The sequence below is a fragment of the Nocardioides sp. genome, assembly GCF_029937575.1.
Lineage (GTDB): Bacteria > Actinomycetota > Actinomycetes > Propionibacteriales > Nocardioidaceae > Nocardioides.
Genome location: NZ_JAPYPS010000001.1, coordinates 8,165 through 23,306, shown reverse-complemented (window position 1 = coordinate 23,306; position 15,142 = coordinate 8,165). Strand labels below are relative to the sequence as shown.

Genomic DNA, 15,142 nt, shown 5'->3' with positions numbered 1-15,142 from the left:
CGTGACCGAGCCTTCGGGTCGCCGTACCTTCGTCCTCGTCGACGGCGAGAACATCGACGCCACGCTCGGCGGCTCGGTGCTGGGTCGCCGGCCCCACCCCGAGGAGCGCCCGAGGTGGGAGCGCGTCACCGCCCACGTCGAGCAGGCCTGGGGCCAGCAGGTCACCGGGCTCTTCTTCCTCAACGCCAGCCACGGCACCCTGCCGACGTCGTTCGTGCAGGCGTTGCTGGCCATGGACTACCGGCCGGTGCCGCTGTCCGGTGGAGCCGACGAGAAGGTCGTCGACATCGGTATCCAGCGCACCCTCACCGCGCTGCTCGAGCGTGACGACGCCGATGTCGTGCTCGCCAGCCACGACGCCGACTTCGCCCCGCAGCTCGCCTCGCTGCTCGGGCACGACGCGCCCGAGCGGCGCGTGGGACTGCTGGGGTTCCGGGAGTTCACCAGCACCCACCTCGCCGACCTGGTCGACGACGGACTCGAGCTCTTCGACCTCGAGTACGACGTGCGTGCCTTCAACGCCGAGCTGCCGCGCGTGCGGATCATCCCGCTCGACGACTTCGACCCGACCTACTTCCTGCGCTGAGAAGGGACTGGCCCATGCGGTACGACAACCTGCTCGCCTCGGTCGGCAACACCCCGCTCGTGGGGTTGCCGCGGCTCTCGCCGAGCCCCGACGTACGCCTGTGGGCCAAGCTCGAGGACCGCAACCCGACCGGCTCCATCAAGGATCGTCCGGCGTTGAAGATGATCGAGGAGGCGGAGAAGGACGGCACCTTGCGTCCGGGCTGCACCATCCTCGAGCCGACCTCGGGCAACACCGGGATCTCGCTGGCGATGGCGGCCAAGCTCAAGGGCTACCGGATCGTGTGCGTGATGCCGGAGAACACCTCCTCCGAGCGCCGCCAGCTGCTGCGGATGTGGGGCGCCGAGATCATCTCCTCACCGGCCGCCGGCGGGTCCAACGAGGCGGTTCGGGTCGCCAAGCGGGTCGCCGAGGAGCACCCCGACTGGGTGATGCTCTACCAGTACGGCAACGCCGCCAACGCCCTCGCCCACGAGGAGGGCACCGGCCCGGAGATCCTGGCCGACCTGCCCTCGGTCACGCACGTGGTCGCCGGGCTCGGCACCACCGGCACCCTGATGGGCGTCAGCCGCTTCTTCCGCAAGAACCAGCCCGAGGTCAAGATCGTCGCCGCCGAGCCGCGGTACGGCGAGCTGGTCTACGGACTGCGCAACCTCGACGAGGGCTTCGTGCCGGAGCTCTACGACGCCGAGCTGATCGACTCCCGGTTCTCGGTCGGGCCGCGTGACGCCGTACGACGCACCCGCGAGCTGCTCGAGCTCGAGGGGATCTTCGCGGGGATCTCGACCGGCGCGATCCTGCACGCGGCGCTCGGCCAGGCGGCCAAGGCCGTCAAGGCCGGCGAGCGCGCCGACATCGCCTTCGTGGTGTGTGACGGCGGCTGGAAGTACCTCTCCACGGGCGCCTACGAGGGCACCGTCGACGAGGCCGAGGACCGCCTCGAGGGCCAGCTCTGGGCCTGAGGGCAGCCCCTCGCCGAGGTCAGCCGACCTCGTCCCGGCCGACGTTGTCCGGGCCGACGCCGAGACTGGCCGGCGCCGAGCGCACCAGCGCGCGGTCGTCGTGCTCGTCGTACTGCTCCTCGAGCAGGTCGGTCATCATCCGGCTCGCCGAGGCCAACGTCTGGCGCAGGTAGCCGCCGACCCGCTCGATGTCGTCGAGCTCGAGGGCGTAGATCGCCGCGGTGAGGCCCTGGACGAGGTTGTCGTTGATCTCCGAGGCCTGCCGACGTCGCAGTCCCGCATCGCCCAGTCTCAGCGCCGCCTCGGCGCGGGCCTGCTCGGCGAGGACGCGGTCGGTGATGTCGATGCTGGTGCCGCGCATCCGCACCGGCTTCCCGTCCCCGTCGCGGATCACCTCGCCGTTGGTCCACAGGTAGCGCAGCTCGCCATCGGCCCGCCGGATCCGCTCGACCATCTCGTAGGGCGCCCCGGTGGCGAGCGCGCGCTGGTAGGCGGCCCGGACGGTCTCGCGGTCCTCGGGGTGGACGTGCTCGAAGAACAGCGTGTACGACGGATCGATCGCGCCGGGGTCGTAGCCGTAGATGCGGAACAGCTCGTCGGAGCAGGTGTTGACGTTCGTCGCGAGGTGGAAGTCGAAGTCGCCCATGGTGGCGAACGACTGGGCCGTGGACATGCGCTCGCGCAGCTGCCACAGCTGGTCGAGGCCGGTCGTCCGGGCGTGCTCGTTCTCGGCGAGGGTCTCCGCAATGCGCGTCGCGGAGTCGTCGTCGAGACCCAGCTCGTCGGCGAGCGCAGCGACCAGGGAGTCCTGCTGCTGCCAGGCGCCGGGATCGGCCAACAGCTCGGACAGTGCGCTCATGAGGTCATCGTCCACCACGGGCCGCTCGCGCGGCTACCGTGAACGCATGCGCGCCCTGCTCCTCACCCTGGCCCTGATCGTCACCCTGGGCACGGCAGCCCCGGCCGCATCGGCCGCGCCGAGCAAGGCCGAGGCCGACGGCGAGGTCGCGAACGTGACGCCACCTGCCGTGGTCGGGACGGCCCGCTACGGCAGGACCCTGGTCGCGGACCCGGGGGAGTGGGATCCGGAGGACGTCGCCCTGACCTACCGCTGGCTGCGCGACGGCAAGCCGATCGGCAGGGCGCGCGAGGCCGGCTACAGCGTCCGCACCGCCGACCTGGGGCACCGCCTGAGCGTCGCGGTCACCGCGACCCACCCCGACGGCGCCGAGGCCGGGCGGGTCACGGCCACCTCCGAGCCCACCGCGAAGGTCGGACGCGGCACCCAGGTCAACCGGCGCCAGCCGAAGGTCCGCGGGGTCGCTCGCTTCAGCCGCACGGTCACCGCGACCCGGGGCCGGTGGCGTGTCGAGCCCGACCGGGTCCGCTACCGGTGGCTGCGCGACGGCGAGCCGATCAACGGCGCCACGTCGCGCCGCTACCGCTTCGTCCCCCGGGACGTCGGGCACCGCGTCCGCGTCCAGGTGACGTCGTACGTCGAGGGCTACCGTCGCGCCCGCGCCACCTCCGCGGTCACGGCGCGCGTCAGGCACCGGGTCGACGTGCGTCGGAAGGTCACCTACTCGGTGATCACCCGGGGCACGATCACCGCCAGCGTGAAGAAGTTCGCTCGGCTCTCGCAGCAGACGTTCGACGACCCGCGCGGCTGGCGCGGAAAGGGCGTGGAGTTCAGCAGGGTCGCCAAGGGCGGGTCGTTCTCCTTGGTGCTGGCCGAGGCGAGCACGGTGCCGAGCTTCTCCAGCCAGTGCAGCTCGACGTACTCGTGCCGCGTCGGGCGCTACGTGATCATCAACCAGACCCGCTGGCAGCAGGCGACCCCGTCGTGGAACGACGCCGGCAAGTCGCTGCGCGGCTACCGGCACATGGTCGTCAACCACGAGACCGGTCACTGGCTCGGCAAGGGTCACGCGTCGTGCCCGGGAGCAGGTCGGCTGGCGCCGGTGATGATGCAGCAGTCGAAGGGCACGCAGGGGTGCCGGCTCAACCCGTGGCCGACGGCGGGGGAGTGAGCAGCCGGCCGCGAGGGACGAGGTCGCGTCAGGCGCGATGGAATGCGGTGAGGTAGTCAGTCGGCCGCGGTCACGAGCAGCGACCGCTTGACGCCGAAGCGACTCCCCGGCACCGGGTCCAGCCCGAGGAGGCCGAGCGCGAGGTTGGCGACGTCGCCGTTGCGCACCGGCTGCTTGCCCTTGAGGCCGGGTCGGCTCTTGCCGGGGTCGCGGTAGCCGGGGTTGAGGTCGTAGAGGTCTGCGGGGGAGATGCCCGGACCCCAGACCGCGAACGGCACCCGGTAGTCGTCCCGAGCGCCGGCGTCGCCGTGGTCTCGGGTGCCGGGCACGCCGCCGTGGTCGGCGGTCAGGATGATGGTCAGGTCGTCCAGACGGGAGTCGGTGTCGGTCGCCTCGAGGATGGTGCCGAGCAGCCCGTCGAGCCGTCGTACGGCGCGCAGGTAGCCGCGGCTCATGAAGCCTTTCGTGTGGCCGGCCTTGTCGGCGGCGCCGAGGTGGACGAACGTGACGCCACGATCGCGCTTGAGCAGGTCGCGCACGACCTTGCGCACCACGACCGCGTCCTTCTCCTCCTTGATCGTGACCCGGTCCAGGTCGTCGGGCCACGAGCGCTGGAACAGCGAGAACTTCGACTTGGTGGCGAACAGCGCCGTGCTCCGACCGGCTGCGTGCGCGGTGCTGAAGAGGGAGGCGACGTCGTGGCCCGCGGCGGCCTGGACGGTCGGCGGACGCCCTGGTGCGTCGTCGTTCCAGGTGACGCCGTGCCCGCCCTTGGTGGCCTTGATCCGGCGCCCGGTGACCATGCTCGTGTGGTTGGGCAGGGTCACGGTCAGCTCGACCTGGGTGCGTGCCTCGAGGGTGGAGGCGCCCTCGTCGATCAGTCGCCACAGGTTCGGAGCGCGGTCGCGTCCGAGCCGTCGGACGGCCCGCGGCATCAGCGCGTCGATCGAGATCGCCAGCACCTGGGGGTCGGGCCGGTTGGCGGCGACCACCCGCGAGTCGGAGCCCACGGGGCTCACCGGACCCGAGGGCTGCGCCGCGACCACGGCCGACCCGGCGACGGCAGGGACGGCGATGCCGAGGGCGGCGAGGAGAGCGACGGAGGTGATGCTGCGCACGAAGACCACCCGCCGCACCCTACGTCGCCCCAGGCGCCCGCGTAGGCCGTAGGTTAGGTCCGTGCACCTGACGCAGTCGCCGCTGTCGAGTCGCGCTGGCGGCCGGTCCACGGCCGAGCAGCGCGAGGCGCCGATCGGCATCTTCGACTCCGGCTTCGGCGGCCTGACCGTGGCCCGCTCGGTCATCGACCAGCTGCCCCACGAGTCGTTGCTGTACGTCGGCGACACCGCGCGTCAGCCCTACGGACCCAAGCCGATCGCGGAGGTCCGCGAGTACGCCCTGGAGTGTCTCGACCACCTGGTGCACCAGGGGGTCAAGGCGTTGGTCATCGCCTGCAACTCGGCGAGCGGCGCGATGCTGCGCGACGCCCGCGAGCGCTACGACGTACCGGTGGTGGAGGTCATCTACCCGGCGACCCGCCGCGCCGTGGCCGCCACCCGCAACGGCCGGATCGGGGTCATCTGCACCGCCTCCACAGCGGAGTCGATGGCCTACGACGACGCCTTCGCGGCCGCGCCCCACCTGCAGCTGATGACCCGCACCTGCCCGGCCTTCGTCGACTACGTCGAGGCCGGCGTGACCGGGGGCGAGGAGCTGATCGAGGTCGCCCACACCTACCTCGACCCGCTCACCGAGGCCGGCGTAGACACGCTGATCCTCGGCTGCACGCACTACCCCTTGCTCACCGGCGTGATCTCCTACGTCATGGGCGGCGGGGTGACGCTGGTCAGCAGTGCCGAGGAGTGCGCGAAGGACGTCTACAAGATGCTCGCCGACACCGGACTGATGCGCGCAGTCGAGGCCGACGGGGCCGACGGGGCCGACGGGGGGTCGCTCGGCGAACCGACGTACCGCTTCGTGACGACCGGGTCCCCCGCGGAGTTCGAGACCATCGGACGACGCTTCCTCGGACCTGAGATGGTGGCGGCCACCCAGTTCGCCGGAGCCGCTCGAGGAGGACAGCTGTGAGACTCACGATCGTCGGATGCTCCGGCTCCTACCCCGGGCCGGACTCGCCCGCGAGCTGCTACCTGCTCGAGGCCGACGTCGGCGACGGAGCGGACAAGCGGGTCTGGCGGATCCTGCTCGACCTCGGCAACGGCGCCCTGGGCCAGCTGCACCGCTACGTCGACCCGCTCTCGATCGACGCCGTCCTGATCAGCCACCACCACGCCGACCACTGCCTCGACATGTGCGGCTACTACGTGATGCGCAAGTACCACCCGACCGGGCCGCAGCCGCCGATCCCGGTCTGGGGCCCCGCGGGCACCGCCGAGCGGGTCGCCCGGGCCTACGAGCTGCCCGTGGACCCCGGCATGACCGAGGAGTTCGACTTCCACACCTACGACGGGCCGTTCACGATCGGACCGTTCACGATCCTGCCGATCCCGGTGGACCACCCGATCGAGGCCTATGGCATGCGGATCAGCGCCGGCGGCTCGACGATGGGCTACAGCGGCGACACCGCACCGTGCGAGGGCCTCGACCGGATCGCGGCCAACGTGCGGCTCCTGCTGTGCGAGGCGTCGTTCCGTGACACCGACGAGAACCCGCCCGGGATCCACCTCACCGGCGTCGACGCCGGCTCGGTGGCGGCTCGGTCGCAGGCCAGTCGCCTGGTCCTGACGCACGTGCCGCCGTGGTTCGACCGCGACGCCATGATGGCCGAGGCGCGCACGGCGTACTCCGGTCCGGTCGAGCTCGCCTCCGCCGGAGCGACCTACGAGTTTTAGTCCGGGGTCGTAGGGCAGAGTGGCGGCCATGATCACGGTCGAGCACCTCTCCAGGCGGTACGGCACGTTCACCGCCGTCGACGACGTCAGCTTCGCCTGCCGGCCCGGTCGGGTCACCGGATTCCTTGGCCCCAACGGCGCCGGCAAGACCACGACCATGCGGATCCTGGTCGGGCTGACCGCGGCCAGCACCGGTACCGCCACCATCGGCGGCCATCGCTACGCCGACATCCCCAACCCGGGACGCCACGTCGGGGTGCTCCTCGACGCCGGCGCCCAGCACGGTGGGCGCACCGGGCGGGAGATCCTGACGCTGGGAGCGTTGAGCATGGGGCTGCCGAAGTCGCGCGTCGAGGAGATGCTCCACCTCGTGTCGCTGACCGGCGACGAGTCGACGCGGCGGCTGCGCAACTACTCCCTCGGCATGAAGCAGCGCCTGGGCATCGCCCACGCGTTGCTGGGCGATCCCGAGGTGCTGATCCTGGACGAGCCCGCCAACGGCCTGGACCCGGCGGGCATCCGGTGGATGCGCGGCCTGCTCAAGGGATATGCCGACCGCGGCGGCACCGTCCTGCTGTCGAGCCACCTGCTCAACGAGGTCGAGCTGATCGCCGACGAGATGATCCTCATCGGCCACGGCCGGATCGTGGCGCAGGGCGACAAGAAGTCCCTCCTGCAGAGCAACCAGCAGACCAAGAGCGCCACGACCACCGTCGCCTCGCTCGACGACGACCGGTTGGCCGCCGCCCTGCACCAGCGCGGGATCGCGGTGACACGAGGCCCCGACGGGATCACCGCGCAGTGCGAGAGCGTCGACGTCGGCCGCGTGGCCGCCGAGCACCAGATCGTCCTCACCGACCTGCGCTCGGTCGAGGGCGGCCTCGAGGATCTCTTCCTCGAGCTCACCTCCGGCACCCAGCGCGAGGGGTCGCCGTACGGCGCGCCCGGTGGTCCACCCCCGCCCCCGCCCCCGCCCGGACCGCCTGGTCAGCAGACCCAGCCCGGCCGGCCCGGCCAGTACCCAGGAGCCCCGCGATGAGCGCCTACGGACCGCCTCCGCCCGCCGCCACGCCCCGCGGACTCGACCTCGCGGCGACCCAGCCCACGCCGCTGGTGCGCCTGGTGCAGGTCGAGCTGCGCAAGGCGGTCGACACCCTGGCCAGCTTCTGGCTCGTCGCCGCGATCGCGATCCTGATCGTCATCGTGGAGGGTGGCTTGCTGCTCGTCGTCCTGATCGAGGGGGGTGAGTCGTCGGCCGGCGACTACGCGTTCTTCGCCAGCTACATCACCGCTGTGGTGCTCCCGGTGCTGGCGATCATGCTGGTGACCAGCGAGTGGACCCAGCGCACGGCGATGGTCACCTTCTCGCTCGAGCCTCGCCGCTCGCGGGTGCTGCTGGCCAAGTACCTCACCGGCATCGTGCTGACCCTGGTCGCGGTGGTGACCGCCGTGGTGATCGGACTCGTGTGCGCGGTGATCTGTCAGGTCGTGCAGTCGGACCAGACGTCGTTCGACCTCGGCGGCGCCTTCCTCGGTGGCTTCCTGATCACCCAGGTCCTGGCGATGAGTCTCGGCTTCGCCATCGCGTGCCTGTTGCTCAACACCCCGGCCTCGATCGTGGTCTTCGTGGCCTACCGGGTGATCCCGGTCTCGGTGTTCGCCGTGCTGGCCGCCAACTTCGAGACGTTCGCCGACATCCGTCCGTGGATCGACTTCGAGTTCGCCCAGGGCCCGCTCTACGACCTCTCGGTCTCGGGCATCGAGTGGGGCTACCTGCTCACCTCCGGGCTGCTGTGGCTGGGCGTCCCGCTGGCGCTCGGCGTGATCCGGATCCTGAGGGCCGAGGTGAAGTAGCCGACCCGGGCCATCGCGGGGCTCATCTGGGGTGATGCGTGCCCTTCACCTGACGTTGCGGGACACGTCACGCGACGGAGGTGTGGACGTAGCCCCGGCCGCCACCGTTGTCCCGTGTCCACGTACCTGAGGGTGGCAGCGCTCGGAGACAGCACGACCGTCGGTATCGGTGACCCCGTGCCGGGAGGGTGGCGTGGGTGGTCGCGCCTCCTGGTCGACGCGCTGGCGCCGGCGTACGACGTGTCCTACTGCAACACCGCGGTCAGCGGCTGCACCACGACCCAGATGCGTGAGCGACAGCTGGCCGACGCCGTGGCGCACCGGCCCGACGTGGCCACGATGCTGGTGGGGGTCAACGACACGCTGCGCGCGACCTGGGACCCGGAGGTCACCCGTCGCGACCTGCTCGCGTGCGCCGAGGCGCTCACGGACGTCGGCGCGCTGCTGGTGACGATCCGCTACCACGACCACCCGAGCCTGGTCGGTCTCCCCGAGTTCGTACGGCGTCCGCTCAGCGCGCGCCTGGCCGTGGTCAACGCGGCCTACGAAGAGGTGCACGCGCGCTTCGGTGGCGTGCGGCTCGACCTGGACCGGTGTCCCGAGATCCTCGACCGCGCCTGCTGGTCGGTCGACCGGCTGCACCCGTCGGAGCGCGGTCACCGGGCACTGGCGCGGGCCTACGCCACGATGCTCACCGACCGCGGGTTCCAGGTGCAGGAGCCGTCGCTGGAGTCGGCCGGTGGGGTGACGCGCACCTGGCGCCGGGACGCGGCCTGGGTCATGGTCGAGGGCGGACCGTGGATGGGCAGGCGCGCCCGCGACCTCGGACCGTTGGCGGCGCGAGCCGTGTGGCGCAGCGCCGTACGGCCGCCCACCCGGCCGACGGCCCCTTCGATCGCCCCGGCGGCCGGTTCGTCAGCCGTCTCGTCAGCCGGCCAGGCGACCGGAGGCCGGGAGCTGGGCCGCGACCCGCTCGAGAGCGTCCAGGAAGACCAGGCCCCAGCGCTCGTGGTCGAGGAAGAGCGAGGCATGTCCGCCCGGTGAGCTCAGCTCGATCGAGCCCGGGACGGCCGCGGCCAGGGCGCGTTGGCGCGCCGCGGGGATGGCCCCGTCGCGCTCGGTGACGACCACCGCCGTCGGCACGTTCACGTCGCCGATCCACGACGAGGAGTCGAAGCGCCCGAGCTCGGCCATCACGTGCGGCGTCGTCCAGCCGCTGGTGCTGCGCAGCTCGGCCAGGCCCCAGGCGGCCAGGTCGGACGTGTCGAAGGACGGGAGGTCGGGAAGGGAGGCGGAGCGCCGCTCGACGGCGGCGACCGCGAGGCGAGACAGCGGCGTGATGGCGGCCCCCAGCGCCGGGAAGAAGAGCCGCTCCCCGCGGTCCACGGCCCACGAGCCCGACGTCGAGCAGAGCACGAGGCCGCTGACCTTCTCGGGGTGGCGGTGCCAGGTCTCCTGCGCCACGGCGCCGCCCAGCGAGTAGCCGGCGATGATCGCCTGGTCGATCCCGAGGTGGTCGAGCACGGCGGCGACGTCATCGGCACAGTCGGTCACCCGGAACGACTCGCCTCGCAGCCCGCGGCCGTGCCAGCGCAGGTCGAAGGTGACGACGCGGTAGTGCTCGGCGACGGCGCCCAGGGCGGCGAACCACGACAGGTAGGCCGTGGTCGCCAGCCCGTGGAGCAGCACCACGGTGGGGGCGTCGGGCGTGGGGCCCGGGACGTCGACCACGAACATCCGACCGCGTCCCGGGACGTCGACCATCCGGCCTTCGGGCACGGACGTGACCTCGGGCAGGGTGACCAGCCGGCCGGCGCCGTACCGGAGCCCGGCGACCGTGAGGCGGCGCGGCACGTAGGTCGCCAGGAGGAAGGCGTGCTGGGCAGCCTCGTAGGTCATCCTGCGGTGGCGGCGGGAGATCCGGAGCATCTGCGTCACCTATCGGTCGTGGCCGGGGACAGGAGGGCGTCCAGGGCGGGTCGGAAGTGCGCGGTCAGGGGAGCGAGGTCGTCGATCAGGTCGGGGCACGTCAGGAGGGAGAAGTTCATCCGGTCGACGTAGCTCCAGACTGTCACGTTGAGGCCGATCCCTTCGAGGATCGGCCCGACCGAGAACAAGTCGGTCAGCTCGGCCTCGCCGATGTGGGCGGGCTCCCGCGGGCCCGGCACGTTGGAGACGATCACGTTGAAGGGAGCGGCGTGCCACGACGCGGCGCGCAGCCGCGAGTAGAGCCGCATGAAGGCGCTGAACGGCGCCGGTGGCGTGAACTGGGTCCACTCGGTGAGCATCTGCGGCCCCAGCTGCCGCTGGATCTCCTTGGAGTGCACGGTGACCCGCGAGATCGCGCGCAGGCGCTCGTGCGGGTCGTCGACGTCGGTGGCCAGCGAGGTGAAGAGGTTGGAGACGCGGTTGCCGTGCAGGCGCGGTACGGCGCCCGCCGGGTCGGTGGCGGTGGGGACCCCGGCCATCAGGGAGGCGCTCGGGTGCTCGCCACGCTCGTCCAACCAGGTCCGCAGCGCTCCGCCGACGACGGCGAGCACGACGTCGTTCAGCGTGGCGCCGGGGTGAGCCGTGCGGGCTGCCTTGATGTCGGCGAGGGGGAGCGTGACCGTGGCGAAGTCACGACGTGGGGTCAACGCCCCGTTGAACGACGTACGAGGGGCGTCCAGGACCGGGCGAGGTACGTCGGGTCGCTCGGCGCGGCGGTAGCGCAGCATCGATCGAAGACCCGTGAGGGTCCGCCAGAGGAGCGCGGGGATGAGGGCGATCTGGAGGATGGCGTCCACGAGGGCGGACCGGACGAGGGTTGGGCCGTCCGGGGTCTCGTCGGCCGCTGCCGGGGTCGCGGCGCGTGCCTCGCGGGGCAGGAAGGCCTCGGAGCCGGCGACGTCGGTCACGTTGCCGAGCAGGGCGTTGGCGGCCATGCCGTCGGCCAGGGCGTGGTGCATCTTGCCGACGATCGCGGCGCCACCGTCGGCGAGTCCCTCGCAGAGGTGGAGCTCCCACAGCGGGACCGAGCGGTCCAGGGGGGAGGAGGCGATCTCGCCGATCAGACGCTCCAGATCCGCCATCGAACCGCTGCCGCCGACGACGTGGTGGAAGAAGTGCCGCGCGGGATCGACGCGTTGCTGGGTCACCCACACCGGGTGGTTGAGCTGGAACGGCACCTTCACGGCCTTGCGCCGCAACGGCGGGAGCCGGGACAGGCGGGCGAGCACCCCGGACTGGAAGGAGTCGAAGGTGAGGTCGGTGTTGGGGGCCAGCACCGCGATCTTGAGCGTGTGCATGTGCTGCGACGGGGTCTCCATGTAGAGGAACCCGGCGTCGACGCCGTCCATCCGCTCGACGCCGGAGCGACTCATGCGGTCAGCTCGCGCTTCATGATCTTGCCCGACGCGTTGCGGGGCAGCTCGTCGAGCAGCACGACGTCGCGCGGCACCTTGTAGCCGGCCAGGTGGGCCTTGACGTGCGCCTTGAGCTCGTCGGGGCCGTCCTGCGCGCCCGGCACGAGCACGACGTAGGCCGCCAGGCGCTGGCCGTAGGACTCGTCGCGGACGCCGATGACCGCGACCTCGCGGACCGACGGGTGCTCGCCGAGGGTCTTCTCGACCTCGAGCGGGTAGACGTTCTCCCCACCGGAGACGATCATCTCGTCGTCGCGGCCCACGACGTAGAGGCGTCCCTCGGCGTCGAGGCGACCGACGTCGCCGGAGACCATGAAACCCTTGCCGGCCGCCGACGGGTCGGAGTCCTTGGTGTCGCCGGCGGTGTAGCCGTCGAACTCGGAGGCGCCCTTGACGGTGATCCGTCCGACGTCACCCACAGGGACGGGTTGCCAGGCGTCGTCGACGATGCGCAGCAGCGTGCCGCGCACCGCCCGGCCCGCGGTGTCGGGGGCGTGGCGCAGGTCGGCGGGGGAGGCGACGGTGATCTGACCGGCCTCGGTGGCGTTGTAGGCGTTGAACACGACGTCGCCGAAGCGGTCCATGAACGCGATCACGGCGTCGGGACGCATCCGCGAGCCGCTGGCGGAGACGAACCGCAGGCTGTCGAGGCGGTAGCGGTCGAGCACCTCGGCCGGCAGGTCGACGATGCGCTCCAGCATGACCGGGACGACGGCCAGCCCGGTGGCACGGTGCTCGTCGACGAGGGCGAGCGTGGCCTCGGGGTCGAACTTGCGCCGCATCACGACGGTGCAGGTCATCGTGCCGGCGATGGCGAGCTGCCCGAAGCCCCAGGCGTGGAACATCGGCGCGGCCACGACGATGGTCTCCTCCGCCTTCCACGGGACGGCGGTGAGGGTGGCCGCGAGCTCGTCGGGACCGCCGCCGCCGCGCTTGGCGCCCTTGGGGGCGCCGGTGGTGCCCGAGGTCAGCAGGATGACGCGCCCGGGGCTGTCGGGCACGGGAGGTCGTTGGCCCGTGTGGGCGGCGATCAGCGACGCGACGGTGAGCGGGGTGCCGGCGCCCCTGTCCCGGCTGCCGCGGGTGTCCGGCTCGTCCTGCCAGGCGATCACCTCGACGAGGCCGGGGATCCGGGACCGGGCGTCGGCGACGACGCCGGCGAACTCCTCGTCGTACACGATGACGGCACCCGCCTCGCGCACCATCACGTCGGCCAGCTGGGGCCCGGAGAAGCCGGTGTTGAGCAGCAGCGCCTGCGCCCCGAGACGGGCGCTGGCGCTGAGGGTCTCGACGAACCCGCGGTGGTTGCGGCACAGCAGCGCCACGGTCGGCACGTCGTCGCCGACGGCCGCGCGCAGGCCGACCGCGAGGGCGTCGCAGCGCTGGTCGAGCTCGCGCCACGTCAGCGAGCCGAGCTCGTCGATGAGTCCGACGGCGTGTGGACGCCGTACGGCGGCCATGGCGAGGCCGGTCGTGGCGTTGGTGCCCTGGGTGCGCACGACGCGAGCCATGCCGACGTACTTGTCGGGGCGCAGCACGGTCAGCATGCCGCTTCGCACGAGGATGCTCACCACCCACAGCTGGGAGCGGAGCCGGGCGAGGAGTCGCTGGACCTTCGTCATCCGACCTCAGCCGATCACGGGGAAGCGGCGTTCGCGGGCGAGCTGGTCGAGAGCGTCCTGCATGCGCCGACGGATCTCCACGTCGACCTCGGCCACGTCGGGATCCTCGCCGAACTGTGCGACCACGTCGACCGGTTCGAGGACCTCGGTGACGATCTTGGTGGGCAGGGGCAGGTTGGGCGGGAAGGCCGCGGTCAGGCCGAAGGGGAAGCCGAAGGAGATCGGGAAGTACTTGGTGCGCAGCAGGGATTCGAGGCGGAGCAGCTTGGCGATGATCTCGCCGCGCCACAGGTGCAGCTGGTCCTCGTGACCGCCGATGCTGACCACCGGCACGATCGGCACCCCGCTGCGCAACGCCGTACGGACGTAGCCGGTGCGACCCGCGAAGTCGATGGTGTTCTTGGCCGACGACGGCCGGAAGACGTCGTGGTCACCCCCCGGGAAGAGGATCGTGACGGCGCCGGAGTCGAGGATGGCCGCGGCGTTCTCGCGGGTGGCCGGCATGAAGCCGCAGCGCCGCATGACGGGGCCGGCGGCGCCGGTGAACAGCATGTCGTGGGCGAGCACGTAGAGGGGACGATCCGGGCCGAACTCCTCGACGAAGGCCGCCGCCAGGATCGGGACGTCCATCGGCATGAGCCCACCGGAGTGATTGGAGACGATCAGTGCACCGCCCTCGGGAGGGATGGCTTCGAAGCCACGGACCTCGGAGCGGAAGTACAGCTTCATCAGTCGACCCAGCAGGGGGACGATCGTGGCGACGTAGGCGCCGTCACGCATCGCGAGGTCGGCCTCCTGGAGCGCCCGCTGGAGGGAGTGGTCGAGGTCGCGCGTGCTCACGTGGCCTCCCATGTGCCCTGGTGTGCTGTGCGGTGGTGTCCCGTTGACCTGGTCTGCCCGCTGTGACGAGCGTCGCGGGCGAGTATCCCGCTCCGGGCCCGGGGCGGGCAAGGAATCCGGATTTCCACCGCCTAAGGTCGGGCTCATGACGACACCGACACCGCGCGAGGACGGCCGAGCCGACGACGAGCTCCGCCCGGTCACCATCACCCGCAACTGGCTCGACCACGCCGCCGGCTCCGTGCTGGTCGAGTTCGGCAAGACCCGCGTGCTGTGCGTCGCCTCGGCCTCCGAGGGCGTGCCGCGCTGGCGCAAGGGCTCCGGCCTCGGCTGGGTCACCGCCGAGTACGCGATGCTCCCGGGCTCGACCCACACCCGCTCCGACCGCGAGTCGGTCAAGGGTCGGATCGGTGGGCGCACCCACGAGATCAGCCGCCTCGTCGGCCGCTCGCTGCGCGCGATCGTCGACTACAAGGCGATGGGTGAGAACACCATCCAGCTCGACTGCGACGTCCTCCAGGCCGATGGCGGCACCCGCACCGCCGCCATCACCGGCGCCTACGTCGCCCTCGTCGACGCCTGCGCCTCGCTCGGAGTCTCCGGCGCGCTGACCGGCTCGGTCTCGGCGATCAGCGTCGGGATCATCGACGGCGTCCCACGCCTGGACCTGCCGTACGTCGAGGACGTGCGTGCCGAGACCGACATGAACGTCGTGATGACCGGTGCCGGGTCGTACGTCGAGGTCCAGGGCACCGCCGAGGGGGCGGCCTTCGACCGCGCCGAGCTGGACGCGCTGCTCGGCCTGGCCGAGAAGGGCTGCGCCGACCTGACCCGCCTGCAGCAGGAGGCCCTCGGCGCGTGAACACTTCCTCGGCTCCTCCGCTTCGCTCCTCCGCCGACCAACGCCGCGGGGACCCCGCATGAACACCCCACGGCGTTCCTCGGCTCCTCCGCTTCGCTCCTCCGCCGACCAACGCCGCGGGGACCCCGCA

General features: G+C 71.7%; 15 protein-coding genes. 9 read left to right on the top strand and 6 right to left on the bottom strand.

Going from position 1 to position 15,142, the window contains the following annotated elements:
• The first annotated feature begins 1 nt into the window (after position 1).
• Both Q1K33_RS00130 and Q1K33_RS00125 read left to right on the top strand, forming a co-directional pair.
• Positions 2-586, top strand: a complete 585-nt coding sequence (locus tag Q1K33_RS00130; protein WP_300399648.1) for an NYN domain-containing protein — start codon at positions 2-4, stop codon at positions 584-586.
• Between the two features lie 14 nt (positions 587-600).
• Positions 601-1,548 carry a cysteine synthase gene (locus Q1K33_RS00125; protein WP_300399647.1) on the top strand — a complete coding sequence of 316 codons (948 nt, stop codon included), beginning with the start codon at positions 601-603 and terminating at the stop codon, positions 1,546-1,548.
• 19 nt (positions 1,549-1,567) lie between these two features.
• Here the strand turns inward: Q1K33_RS00125 and Q1K33_RS00120 are convergent, their stop codons facing one another.
• On the bottom strand, positions 1,568-2,407 hold the full coding sequence (locus Q1K33_RS00120) for a PAS domain-containing protein (RefSeq protein WP_300399646.1): 840 nt from the start codon (positions 2,405-2,407) through the stop codon (positions 1,568-1,570).
• A gap of 46 nt (positions 2,408-2,453) precedes the next feature.
• On the opposite strand from Q1K33_RS00120, the gene Q1K33_RS00115 reads away from it, so the two are divergent.
• On the top strand, positions 2,454-3,578 hold the full coding sequence (locus tag Q1K33_RS00115; RefSeq protein WP_300399645.1) for a DUF3152 domain-containing protein: 1,125 nt from the start codon (positions 2,454-2,456) through the stop codon (positions 3,576-3,578).
• A 56-nt stretch (positions 3,579-3,634) separates the two neighbouring features.
• On the opposite strand, the gene Q1K33_RS00110 is transcribed toward Q1K33_RS00115, so the two are convergent.
• Positions 3,635-4,705 (bottom strand): alkaline phosphatase family protein, encoded by a 1,071-nt coding sequence (locus Q1K33_RS00110; RefSeq protein WP_300399644.1) that lies wholly within the window; start codon positions 4,703-4,705, stop codon positions 3,635-3,637.
• 58 nt (positions 4,706-4,763) lie between these two features.
• Between Q1K33_RS00110 and murI the strand changes: the two genes are divergently transcribed.
• From murI to Q1K33_RS00085, 5 genes are all read left to right on the top strand, one after another.
• Positions 4,764-5,666, top strand: a complete 903-nt coding sequence (murI, locus tag Q1K33_RS00105) for a glutamate racemase (protein ID WP_300399797.1) — start codon at positions 4,764-4,766, stop codon at positions 5,664-5,666.
• Positions 5,663-6,430 carry an MBL fold metallo-hydrolase gene (locus Q1K33_RS00100; protein WP_300399643.1) on the top strand — a complete coding sequence of 256 codons (768 nt, stop codon included), beginning with the start codon at positions 5,663-5,665 and terminating at the stop codon, positions 6,428-6,430. Before murI ends, Q1K33_RS00100 begins: the two co-directional genes overlap by 4 nt.
• 28 nt (positions 6,431-6,458) lie before the next feature.
• Positions 6,459-7,469, top strand: a complete 1,011-nt coding sequence (locus Q1K33_RS00095) for an ATP-binding cassette domain-containing protein (protein WP_300399642.1) — start codon at positions 6,459-6,461, stop codon at positions 7,467-7,469.
• Positions 7,466-8,284 (top strand): ABC transporter permease, encoded by an 819-nt coding sequence (locus Q1K33_RS00090; RefSeq protein ID WP_300399641.1) that lies wholly within the window; start codon positions 7,466-7,468, stop codon positions 8,282-8,284. Before Q1K33_RS00095 ends, Q1K33_RS00090 begins: the two co-directional genes overlap by 4 nt.
• Before the next feature lie 114 nt (positions 8,285-8,398).
• On the top strand, positions 8,399-9,328 hold the full coding sequence (locus Q1K33_RS00085) for an SGNH/GDSL hydrolase family protein (RefSeq protein WP_300399640.1): 930 nt from the start codon (positions 8,399-8,401) through the stop codon (positions 9,326-9,328).
• Here the strand turns inward: Q1K33_RS00085 and Q1K33_RS00080 are convergent.
• Genes Q1K33_RS00080 through Q1K33_RS00065 form a run of 4 tightly spaced genes read right to left on the bottom strand, consistent with a single transcriptional unit; the run spans position 9,212 to position 14,150 of the window.
• Positions 9,212-10,213, bottom strand: coding sequence for an alpha/beta hydrolase (locus Q1K33_RS00080; RefSeq protein ID WP_300399639.1), 1,002 nt, complete (start codon positions 10,211-10,213; stop codon positions 9,212-9,214). The genes Q1K33_RS00085 and Q1K33_RS00080 overlap by 117 nt on opposite strands.
• A 5-nt stretch (positions 10,214-10,218) precedes the next feature.
• Positions 10,219-11,646 carry a wax ester/triacylglycerol synthase family O-acyltransferase gene (locus tag Q1K33_RS00075; RefSeq protein ID WP_300399638.1) on the bottom strand — a complete coding sequence of 476 codons (1,428 nt, stop codon included), beginning with the start codon at positions 11,644-11,646 and terminating at the stop codon, positions 10,219-10,221.
• Positions 11,643-13,310 carry an AMP-binding protein gene (locus Q1K33_RS00070; RefSeq protein WP_300399637.1) on the bottom strand — a complete coding sequence of 556 codons (1,668 nt, stop codon included), beginning with the start codon at positions 13,308-13,310 and terminating at the stop codon, positions 11,643-11,645. The genes Q1K33_RS00075 and Q1K33_RS00070 overlap by 4 nt, the downstream gene beginning before the upstream one ends.
• A 6-nt stretch (positions 13,311-13,316) precedes the next feature.
• Entirely contained in the window at positions 13,317-14,150 is an 834-nt protein-coding gene (locus tag Q1K33_RS00065) for a lysophospholipid acyltransferase family protein (protein ID WP_300399636.1), read from the bottom strand.
• A 145-nt stretch (positions 14,151-14,295) separates the two neighbouring features.
• Here Q1K33_RS00065 and rph point away from each other — a divergent pair, with 145 nt between their 5' ends.
• Complete coding sequence (rph, locus tag Q1K33_RS00060) at positions 14,296-15,012, top strand: ribonuclease PH (protein WP_300399635.1); 717 nt, start codon at positions 14,296-14,298, stop codon at positions 15,010-15,012.
• Positions 15,013-15,142: the final 130 nt, after the last annotated feature.

What these genes read in the sequence shown, in the direction of transcription:
- Q1K33_RS00095 (WP_300399642.1), top strand. Translation starts at nt 6,459, where the DNA reads ATGATCACGGTCGAGCACCTCTCCAGGCGGTACGGCACGTTCACCGCC.
- Q1K33_RS00080 (WP_300399639.1), bottom strand. Translation starts at nt 10,213, where the DNA reads ATGCTCCGGATCTCCCGCCGCCACCGCAGGATGACCTACGAGGCTGCC.
- Q1K33_RS00115 (WP_300399645.1), top strand. Translation starts at nt 2,454, where the DNA reads ATGCGCGCCCTGCTCCTCACCCTGGCCCTGATCGTCACCCTGGGCACG.
- Q1K33_RS00075 (WP_300399638.1), bottom strand. Translation starts at nt 11,646, where the DNA reads ATGAGTCGCTCCGGCGTCGAGCGGATGGACGGCGTCGACGCCGGGTTC.
- Q1K33_RS00070 (WP_300399637.1), bottom strand. Translation starts at nt 13,310, where the DNA reads ATGACGAAGGTCCAGCGACTCCTCGCCCGGCTCCGCTCCCAGCTGTGG.
- Q1K33_RS00120 (WP_300399646.1), bottom strand. Translation starts at nt 2,407, where the DNA reads ATGAGCGCACTGTCCGAGCTGTTGGCCGATCCCGGCGCCTGGCAGCAG.
- Q1K33_RS00090 (WP_300399641.1), top strand. Translation starts at nt 7,466, where the DNA reads ATGAGCGCCTACGGACCGCCTCCGCCCGCCGCCACGCCCCGCGGACTC.
- Q1K33_RS00125 (WP_300399647.1), top strand. Translation starts at nt 601, where the DNA reads ATGCGGTACGACAACCTGCTCGCCTCGGTCGGCAACACCCCGCTCGTG.
- rph (WP_300399635.1), top strand. Translation starts at nt 14,296, where the DNA reads ATGACGACACCGACACCGCGCGAGGACGGCCGAGCCGACGACGAGCTC.